This is a genomic window from Chromobacterium piscinae, assembly GCF_021129175.1.
Classification (GTDB): domain Bacteria; phylum Pseudomonadota; class Gammaproteobacteria; order Burkholderiales; family Chromobacteriaceae; genus Chromobacterium; species Chromobacterium piscinae.
The window spans coordinates 1-9,388 of sequence record NZ_JAJOHV010000144.1 but is presented as its reverse complement, the minus strand read 5'-3'; the positions used below and the strand labels follow the sequence as shown (position 1 = coordinate 9,388).

9 protein-coding genes are annotated in these 9,388 nt (G+C 63.7%); all 9 read right to left on the bottom strand.

Annotation, left to right across the window (positions count from 1 at the left end):
- Positions 1-177: 177 nt before the first annotated feature.
- The 9 genes from LQR33_RS23275 to pilV all read right to left on the bottom strand — a co-directional run bounded on the left by LQR33_RS23275 (position 178) and on the right by pilV (position 9,230).
- Positions 178-891 carry a type III pantothenate kinase gene (locus LQR33_RS23275; protein WP_166441450.1) on the bottom strand — a complete coding sequence of 238 codons (714 nt, stop codon included), beginning with the start codon at positions 889-891 and terminating at the stop codon, positions 178-180.
- Positions 888-1,853 carry a biotin--[acetyl-CoA-carboxylase] ligase gene (locus LQR33_RS23270; RefSeq protein ID WP_221664278.1) on the bottom strand — a complete coding sequence of 322 codons (966 nt, stop codon included), beginning with the start codon at positions 1,851-1,853 and terminating at the stop codon, positions 888-890. The genes LQR33_RS23275 and LQR33_RS23270 overlap by 4 nt, the downstream gene beginning before the upstream one ends.
- Positions 1,850-2,350 (bottom strand): D-glycero-beta-D-manno-heptose 1-phosphate adenylyltransferase, encoded by a 501-nt coding sequence (gene rfaE2, locus LQR33_RS23265; protein ID WP_231470628.1) that lies wholly within the window; start codon positions 2,348-2,350, stop codon positions 1,850-1,852. Before rfaE2 ends, LQR33_RS23270 begins: the two co-directional genes overlap by 4 nt.
- A 118-nt stretch (positions 2,351-2,468) precedes the next feature.
- Complete coding sequence (locus LQR33_RS23260) at positions 2,469-3,026, bottom strand: GspH/FimT family pseudopilin (protein WP_166441471.1); 558 nt, start codon at positions 3,024-3,026, stop codon at positions 2,469-2,471.
- Between the two features lie 11 nt (positions 3,027-3,037).
- Positions 3,038-3,445, bottom strand: a complete 408-nt coding sequence (locus LQR33_RS23255; RefSeq protein ID WP_269326319.1) for a type IV pilin protein — start codon at positions 3,443-3,445, stop codon at positions 3,038-3,040.
- A gap of 26 nt (positions 3,446-3,471) precedes the next feature.
- Positions 3,472-7,134 carry a pilus assembly protein gene (locus LQR33_RS23245; protein WP_231470627.1) on the bottom strand — a complete coding sequence of 1,221 codons (3,663 nt, stop codon included), beginning with the start codon at positions 7,132-7,134 and terminating at the stop codon, positions 3,472-3,474.
- A gap of 7 nt (positions 7,135-7,141) precedes the next feature.
- The gene (locus LQR33_RS23240; RefSeq protein ID WP_231470626.1) at positions 7,142-7,651 is read right to left on the bottom strand and encodes a pilus assembly PilX family protein; all 510 of its coding nucleotides are present in this window, start codon (positions 7,649-7,651) and stop codon (positions 7,142-7,144) included.
- A gap of 38 nt (positions 7,652-7,689) precedes the next feature.
- A complete protein-coding gene (locus tag LQR33_RS23235) occupies positions 7,690-8,754 on the bottom strand; it encodes a PilW family protein (RefSeq protein WP_166441444.1) in 1,065 nt (354 codons plus the stop codon).
- Entirely contained in the window at positions 8,751-9,230 is a 480-nt protein-coding gene (gene pilV, locus LQR33_RS23230; RefSeq protein WP_166441443.1) for a type IV pilus modification protein PilV, read from the bottom strand. Before pilV ends, LQR33_RS23235 begins: the two co-directional genes overlap by 4 nt.
- Positions 9,231-9,388 lie beyond the last annotated feature (158 nt).

The following is a 9,388-nucleotide window of genomic DNA, read 5'->3' as shown; positions in this document are numbered from 1 at the left end:
GCGCGCTGGCCTGCGCCTTGGGCGCGGACGCGTCCGGCTTCCAGTTGGCGGGCAGCAGCCTCACCTGCCCGGGACTGACCTCCTGGGCGTGCACGTCCAGCGGCGGCCGCTGCTTCAGCGAGCCGTACATCGCCACCACCAGATTCAGCACCACCACCAGCGCCACTAGCCACTTCATCACGTATTCGCCACCTTGAGTAAACCCATCAGCACCAGATTATCCACGATCTGCAACGGCGCCGCGAGCCAGGGCGCGATGCGCGCGGCGTCGCCGCCGGTAAGGATCACCGTGGCCGGCGCGCGGCCGGTGCGCTCAGCCAGCTTGCGCCGCTGCTCCTCGATGGCGCCGGTCAAGGCCGCCATCGCTCCGCTGGCCAGCGCGTCCTGCGTCCCCTGCGGAAAATCGGCGATCTCGCCGGCGGCGCGGTTCAGATTGGCCGTGCCCTGGGCCAGGCTGTGCAGCATCAGGCCGTGGCCAGGCAGGATCAGGCCGCCCAGATAATCGCCCTCGGCGGTCAGCGCCTCCACCGTCAGCGCGGTGCCGGCGCAGGCGACGATGACATCCCCGCGGCACAACTCGCGCGCGGCCAGCACCGCCAGCCAGCGGTCGGCGCCCTGCTCGGCGGTGTTGCGATAATGGTTACACACGTCGCCGAAACGGCGTTCCGCATGCACGCGGTGCAATGGGCAAGGCACGGCGGCAGACAGCGCGTCGATCACTTCCCGGCGCGCCACCGAAGACAGCCAGGCGCCCTCGAGCGGCAGGCCGCGCCAAGCATCGGCCAGACCGGCCAGCTCGCCGTGCTCGGCCGCGCCTTGACGCACGCAGTCCTCGCCTTGGTACAAGGCCCATTTCACCCGGCTGTTGCCGGCATCTATCAATAGTTTCATTGACGCCCCCTGAGGCTGACTTCGCCGATGTGGAAGGCTCTTATTCCCTGCGCAGTCTCCGTCAACAGCGCGCCGTTATCGGCCACGCCGCAGGCGACACCGTCGATCGGCTCGCCATGCGAGAAGCTCAGCCGCACCTGCGCCTGCCGATGGGCGCACAGGCTCCACCATTCGTCGCGCAATGGCGCGAAGCCGTCGCGGTCGAAATCGGCCAGCACCCGCTCCAGCTCGCCCAGCAAGGCGGCCAGCACCCGGTTGCGATCCGGCGCCACGCCTGCCTGCTCCAGCGCCGCCACCGGCTGGTCGACCTCGCCCGGATCGGCGACGTTCAAGCCGATGCCGATCACCGCGGCCGCCGGGCCCAGCGCGTCGCCGGACACCTCGATCAGGATGCCGGCCAGCTTGCGTCCATCCAGCAGCACATCGTTCGGCCACTTCAGCTCCACTGGCGCGCCCAGCGTCCGCAACGCGCGCGCCAGCGCGACGCCCACCGCCAGCGACAGGCCGGCCAGCTCGGCTAGGCCGCGCTCGAAACGCCACAGCAGCGAAAAGGTCAGGCCCGATCCCAGTCTGGCCTGCCAGCGCCGCCCCAGCCGGCCGCGGCCGGCGGTCTGCTGCTCGCAGGCCAGCACCAGACCATGCAAGCCCCCGTTGCCGGCGCGCGCCATCAACTGGCTATTGGTGGAATCGGTGCGCTCGGCCACCGCCAGCGTGAACGTCTCGGCCGCGGCCGGCGGCAGGCCCGCGCGGACCGCGGCCACGTCCAGCCAGTCGAAAGGACGAGCCAGCCGGTAACCCTGGCCGCGCACGCTGAATACGTCCAGGCCCAGTTCGGATTCGATCGCATGCACCGCCTGCCACACCAGCGTGCGCGAGCAGCCCAGCGCCTGGGCGATGTCCTCGCCGGAATGGAAGCGGCCGTCGGACAGGCGGCGCAGCACCGCGAACGCGTGCTCGCTCACGCCTTGTCCTCGTTCGCGCGGATCTTCAGCAGCGTCTTGGTAGTGGAGGTGTCGAACAGAAAAGGAATGGAGTGCACCTGGCCGCCGCGCGCCAGCGTTTCGCCGCTGCCGACGATCTTGTCCACGGTCCAGTCGCCGCCTTTGACCAGCACGTCGGGCTTGATCTGCTCGATCAGCTCGGCCGGGGTGTCGGCGTCGAACCAGGTGACCAGGCTGACGCTCTCCAGCGCCGCCAGCACCGCAGCGCGGTTCAGTTCATTGTTGATCGGACGATCGTCGCCCTTGCCCTGCCGCTTCACCGAAGCGTCGGTATTCAATCCCAGCACCAGGCTGGCGCCCAGCGCGCGCGCCTGCGCCAAGTAGGTGACATGGCCGCGATGCAGGATGTCGAAGCAGCCGTTGGTGAACACCAGCGGCCGCGGCAGCGCGGCCAGACGCTCGGCCAGCTGTTCCGGCGGGCAGATTTTGTCTTCAAACGACGGCGACGGGTAAACCATGCTTTTCCTTGAGCGGACGCCGACGCGGCACATCATGCCGAGACCGCCGCGGCGCCATGAAACGGAACGGATCGCGAAGCATACCACCGTCGCCGACGGCTGCCCAACTCCGGCCGCCTCAGGGGCAGGTGAGCGCGGCGCCCGCCAGCGTGACGCCGGCCCTGCTGGCCTGCTGGATATAGCCGGTGGTCTGCAGATTGAACGACAGCGCATAGCTGACGCCCCGGCTGTCGCAAAGGCGGAAATCGCCGGTCTGGGCTGCCGCGACATAGGGCGGGCGCGGATTGAAGCTAATGCTGGGGATCGCCGCGCCGGCCGAAGTGGCGGCGTTGATGGTAGGCGAGGAGCCTACGGTCAACGGCTGGGCTTGCACTCTGGTGGAGCTGGCGCTGCCCTGCGGCAATTCGAAAATCGCCCAGCCGGCGCTCCAACTGGCGCCGCAGCTGGAGGCGGAGCTAGCGTTGTAAGGACAGATGGTCACCACATCGTCATTGCTGATCGACAGCGCCCGCGCCTGGTTCATCGCGTTGATCAGTTGATCGCGCGTGCTGTTCAGCCTCTCGTTCTGGACGAATACCTGCCAGGCCGGCAGGGCCACGGTCACCATCAGCACCGCCACCGCGACCGTGACCATCATTTCGACCAACGTGAAGCCCTTCCCCGCCCGCGGCCTCATCTCTCGCTCCCTCAATGCGGCCAACAAGTGTTGGAAGAGTCCGCGCCTTGCGCATTCAGCGAGCTGCGAATGCCGCCATTGCCAACGCTGAAGCTGCTGCAGCTGGTATCGGCAGTCTGCAGTCCCGGATTGGTCGGCGTAGCCGTCAACGTATAGGCGCTGGCGCTGGTGCCGGAGGCGATCTGCACTTGGTAATAGCCGCTGGGAGAGGCCACTGTCACCGTGCAGGCTGCGTTGTTATAGGCAAAATACTGCGCATAACACTGTTCCATTTGCGCCTGCGCCGTATTTAGCGCCTGCCAGGCATCGCTGCGCCGCGATCGCTGCACATAGCCGGTGTACATCGGATAAGCGATGGTGCCCAAGATGGCGACGATCGCCAGGGTGATCATCAGTTCGACCAGCGTGAAGCCGCGCATGCCCCCTCCCCGCCACATGGGCTTTTTTAAAGGATTTGCCACCATCCGCTCCAGGAATAATATTGCTGCGACGGGCTGCTGCTGGTGCAGTTCAGCTTGCCGTTGGCGCAGTTATTGCGGCTGTTGCCGTTGCCGCCGCCCACCAGGATGCTGGCGGAGTAGCCGCCCTGATTGGAAACCACGAAGGCCGGCGACGAAGCGAAGAAGCTGCCCAATTGCACGCCCGACAACGGTTGTTGATTGTAGACATCGCTGCCATTGACCACCCCATCGCCATTGGCGTCCAGGAAAGGCTGGGCCGGGGGGCCGCCCGTCGCATAGCTGGACGCCATCAGGAATGAGCTGCCGCCCGCGGTGCAAGCCGACGATGACGGCGTGAACGTGGTGTACACCACATTGCCGGCGAAGAGCTGCGGATTCGTCAGCACTCGGGCGCCGCTGCCGGCGAAGCCCAGCGTGTAATACCAACCGTACAGCGTCGGGCAGGTCTTGCCCACCACGCAACTGAGCGGCGGATTGGGGCTCTGCCAGTTGTACTGCGTGGACGAGACCGTGGTGCTGGGAAAACCAGACACGGACGTGGTGATCGCGGTTTCGGTCTGCTGCAGTAGATTGGACGGTGTCAGGCCGGTGATGCTCATATTGTCGTAGACCGCGTAGAAGGCCTGGGTATTGGTATTGGTCAGATCGGCCTGGGCCAGCAACTGCCCGGTGCCGAAATACACCATCATGCCCTTCTGCTTGGGGAAGTTGGGATTCAGCGTCGCTACCGGAGCCGCCGTGATCGGCTGGTGGTTGCCGCTGCTGTCGGTAGCGGTGAACAGCAGCCGCGCCGACCAGTTGGCCGGCGTGGAACTGGACACGTTGATCGCCCACAGATTGCCCTGCAGATCTCCAGCGTAAACGGTATCCACCGCCGCGCCGGCGTTGCCGCTGCTGTTGACCGCCACCACCTCGGACAGGCCCTGCGGCGCGCTGCTGTTGCAGGCCGCCGGCACCGAACTGCACAGGTCTATCTTGGCCAGCGTGGCGCCGGTCTGCGGATTGACCGCGTAGAAGATCGCGTGGTTGCCGCTGCTTGCATAACCATTGCCGAAGAACACCGCGAAGGCGTTGGTCGCGCCGTTCAAACGGGCAACCGTCGGACGGCCATAGGAATAGCCCATGCCTGTATCGCTGAATTCCCACAGCGCGGCGTTGGCCAGCGCCGTTTCCGACGTCAGAGTCGAGGGCGAGGTCACGTCGAGCGCGTAGATGGTCTTGCCGCCGCCTCCCAAGCCGCCCACCAGCACCGAATGCCAGCTATTGTCGGAGAACATCACGTCCCCCGCCTGGGGCGAGCCGTCGACGAAATAGAGATGATTGTTGTTGTACGAGGCGCTGGTCAGTTGGTACAGATTGGCGAACACGCCGTTGGGCACGAAGGCGAAAACCTCGTTGCCTGTGCTGGCGTTGAAGGCGTGCACCATGCCGTCGTTGGCGCCGACGTAGAGCATCGGCGTGCGGCTGACGTTGTTGCTGATGAACGTCTGATAGCTGGTATCGATATAGGGGCCATTCGGCTTGGCGACATAGGCCGGCCCACTGTCGATGATGTCGCCCAGCAGATGGCTGCGGTTGCGGAATCCACCGCCGTTGCGCACCTCCTGGGAAGTGTCGCCACGCAAGTAGTTGACGCGAAGACTACCCTTGGTATCCGAGGGCTGCAATTGCGACTGCTGCGTGCTGTTGATCCCAGTGACGCCGGTAGCCGGCCAGCGGAACGGCACGCCCTTGCTGTTCACTCCGTCCCAGGTGGCGATCAGCCTCGCGCTCTGCCATCCGCTGCCGCTGGCCAAGGTGTCCACCTGCGCCTGCGCGCTCCAGCTGGCCGAGGTGCTGACGTTCAAGCCGCTGCTGCTGCCAAGCGTGTAGGCGGCCAGATCTCCGGTCCAGTCGCTATATGGCGTGTCGCTTGGATTGAAGCTGGCCAGGAAAGCCTGGGTGTTGGTGCTGAGCGTGGTGCTGTTCAGGGCCACAGAAGCCTGGTCGTAGCTGCCCTTCTGGATTTGCACCAGAATCGCGCTCAGCGCGTTGCTGAAGGCGGTCGGACTGACAGCGGGATAATAGGAGCCGGTGTTGCCCGCCACCGCCATCGCGGTCAGCGTTTGCGCCGCGACCGGGTTTGTGGCCGGCGCCACCCCCGCGCCCAGGCCTATCACATAGGTTTTGATCCCTGCGGTAGCCAGGGTCTGGATCTGGCTGATGGCGTCGAGCAGAGCCTGGCTGTTGGTGCCGCTGGTATTTAGCGAGCCATCGGCGTTGAAGCTGGCGGTCACTCCGTAGCCGGTGGCTGCGGCGCTGCCGACCGGGGGCCAGAAATAGCCGCTCTTATCCTGGGTGGGCAAGCCATCGGTGATCAGCACCACGTACTTCTGCGGCGCGCAGCCGCTGCTGGACGAGGTGCTGGTGAAAGAAGTTTGCGCAGTCTTCAACAGCGCATAGATCGGCGATTGTCCCGCCGCCGCCTTGATCTCCGTCGTGCTGGTGGAGTTGGTCTCCGGCTGCAAAAACGGCGAAAAGCTGTTATAGGCGCTGGTGATCTGGCTGGACGACGGGCTGCCCAGATTGGTCATCGCCACATTGGTGGTCGCGCCGCTGTACGACTGCGAACCGCCATAGCCCCAGCCTCGCTGCGCGTACAGCACCTGCGGCGTGAAAGGAACATAGCCGGCATTGGTCGGGGAGGTGCCCCAACCGGAAAAGCCCCCCGGCGCCGTCAAACTGTACGACACGGTTACTGAACCTGTCTTATAGCTGCTCAGCGAATAGTAGCTGTAGGGATTGCTGGGACTGACGGTACCGTAGGTCATGAATACCGGGTTCAGACCCGAGCTGTACAACACGTCGTTGATGCTGGCATCGTCGCTGGTGGCCGACACCGTCATGTATTGAGCGCCGCTCATGGTCGTGCCGCTGAGCCCCAGCCCCATCGCGACGGCCGCGCAGTTGCTTTTTACCGTTGACAGCAGCGTGCCTAGCGACAGGTAGCCGTAGCACGGGTTAAGAACAGTGTCAGTGGTACTGGTGGAGGCAGGCGCGTTGGTGAAGCCGAACCCGCCAGGCGGCGACATATAGTAAACCCAGGTGGTATTTAACGAAGTACGGCTCATCTGATAGGACAGCAGCGCGAAATCAGTGGTGGCAAGGTAGGTGTTCAATATCGAAAGAATGCCAGCCTTGGCCACATTGAGACGCGATGGACTATTGTCAGCCAACTGCCCGGTGGACAGGGTAGAAGTGTAAGGCTGCATGCTGCCGGCCGCCCCGCCGGAAATGGGCGGCGTGAAGTTGGCCGGCACCGGGTAATTGATCGGCGAGGAAGAGCCGGTCAAGCCGCCCACCGCGCCGGAACCGGTCAACAAGGCTCCGCCGCGGCCGGTGTAGGTGGTGGAAAAGCCGTTGCTGCAGTTGGCCCCGCTGTTGCCAGTACCATTGCAATAGGTAATGGTGCTGCCGTCCATCGATTCCGAATTGGTCACCGCGATCACCACCTGCGGCCGCGCTGGCGTGCTGATCGTCAACGGCACCTGGGAAATCGCCAATGTCGCGGTTGAACCCGCGCCGCTCACCCATATTGTCGCCAGCGTCAACCCGACCAGCAGCGCGATGCTGCCGGCAATACGCGTCAAGGTTGCCCGGTTCGCCATATACGCCTCACTGCGTGAAAATCGCCTGCACCACCACTGGGCTGGCCCCACTGCTTGTCGCCACTCGGGCGGTCACCCGGTAATTGTTGCTGCCTGTCTGCAAGCCATAAATGCCGCGATTGCCGCAACTGACGCCGGCGCGGCACGAAGCCGGCATGCTTTCCACCACGTAACTGCTAACGATGCCCGAAACCGCCGGCGTGCCGGCATAGCCGCTTATCGTCTTGGAGCTGTCGCTCCAGAATGAAGCGGTATAGAGATTCTGCTGCCAGATCGGCGTTGCGCTAGCATTAAACTGGTAATATCCATTACTGCCGGAAACGGTGAAGTTTTGGCTGGCGAAATTGCCTTGCAGCATAGAGGCATAGGCTTGGCGCAGCGTGCCCTCCGCCAATTGCATATTGTTTTGATACAGGGCGTTATTGCTGGCCATATGCAGCTGTCCCAGCGACTGGCTGCTGCCCGCCAGGCCCAGAATCATGATCACCAGCATGAAAATCAGCGCGACGATCAGCACTACGCCCTTCTGCCCAACCAAGTCAGCTCTTGAGATCGTCATAGTCCGGCATTCCTCAAGGACACGGTCATCGTATACACATGCCGCAACCGGGTATCGCAAGGCACTACCACCGTGTTGCCCAATACCGTCCAGTTAGTCTGATTCGCGCAGCCAGCGCGACCGCCCGCCGGCGCCGATCCCAACGGTCCCTCCAGCAATGCCGCGATCCTCAGACTGTTGACCTGCGCCCAATTGCTGACCTGGGATGCGCGCAGATACTGCGTGGTCACTCCCGGCGTGCTGCCTACTCCGTACCACACCTGCAGCATGTCCACCCCAGGCACCACCGGCGTCAGCTGCCAACTGGCAGCTGTGCCGTCATACACGGCCTGATACAGCGCGCTTTGCGCGCCCGTCGCTTGCGCGACGAAATAAGCGGTCTGCGACAAGGGAACCGCCACCGAGCCCACCGGAAAATCCGCATCCAAAGCCTGCTTCAAGTTGATCACGCTGCCGCTGCTGGTGCTGCTGACGTTATTGACTTGCAGAATGGTCGAGTGCCCGCAGTTGGACACCGCCAACAGATTGTTGGCCACCACCCCGGAAGCGGCCAGCGTGGCCAGCGCGGTGCTGCCGGCCGAGGCATAGGTATTGACCCACACCGGCGTCGTGCCATTGGTTTGTCCTGAGAAAACCAGCACATCGCTGCCCTGGGCCACTTTCCCCTGCAAGCTGCTGTCCAGCGTCGGCGACCAGTCAGTCAATGTGCTGTCGTTGTTGCCGTTGAGCGCGGCCAGCGTCAACGTCGACGAAGCCAAGGTCGCGTCATAGCCGATAACCGGCGAGTTGAAGCTGCTCAACAGGCCGTTGGCGGTCACTAAAGCATTCGATGTGGAGGTACCGGAGCAGCCAAAGAAACCGGCCGAACGCGCCGTCTGCGAAATCACGCTGGACAAGGTCGCCCCGGCGTTCTGCAACATGCCCTGTCCAGTATTGGTGGAGTAGTCCTTGCGCCCGCCCACCATGATGCCGACCAGAGCGGTCAGCAGCAGCAAACCGATCGTGATCGCCACCATCAATTCAATCAGGGAGAATCCAGACTGCGTTCGCCAGGCTTTCACATGATGGTCCTCACCGTCACGGTCTGCTGACTGCCGCCGCTGACCGCGTTGCCATCCGTCCACCAGATTTGCACCACGCGCTCGGTGCTGCCGCCGTTTGTAGGCTGGTAAACGCTGCCGGTGCCGCCGGGCAAATTGTTCTGCAAATCGCTCAGCCACTGATACTTGTCATAAGTGGCCATCGTCGCCGCGCTGCAGGCGGAAGTGGCGCAATCGCTTTGCAAAGTCGAGAGCGCGGTGCCCGACGCCACATCGTAGTTGCCCGCGCTGACCTGAGCGGAGTTCGCCCGCATCCGGTCAACCATATCGTAAGCATATTGACTGGCCATCTGCCGCAAGTAGGCGGAACCGCTGGCGCGCTCCGCATTCAGTATCACCGCGATAGCCGCCAACACGCCCATCGCCAGCACCAGCAGCGCAATCAGCACCTCCAGCATGGTGAAACCCGCCGCAGGCTTCATCGGTCCATCTCGCATCGCCATCCCCAATACTCAGCCATCATTGCAAGAATAGCGCCAGGCAATGACAAATGGCATCCGACACCGACAAAAGGATGGATAACGACGATGGACGGCGCTCCCAGAGGACTTGAACAAACTGCAGCCAGAAACGCCAAAACCCCGCCAGAAGACTG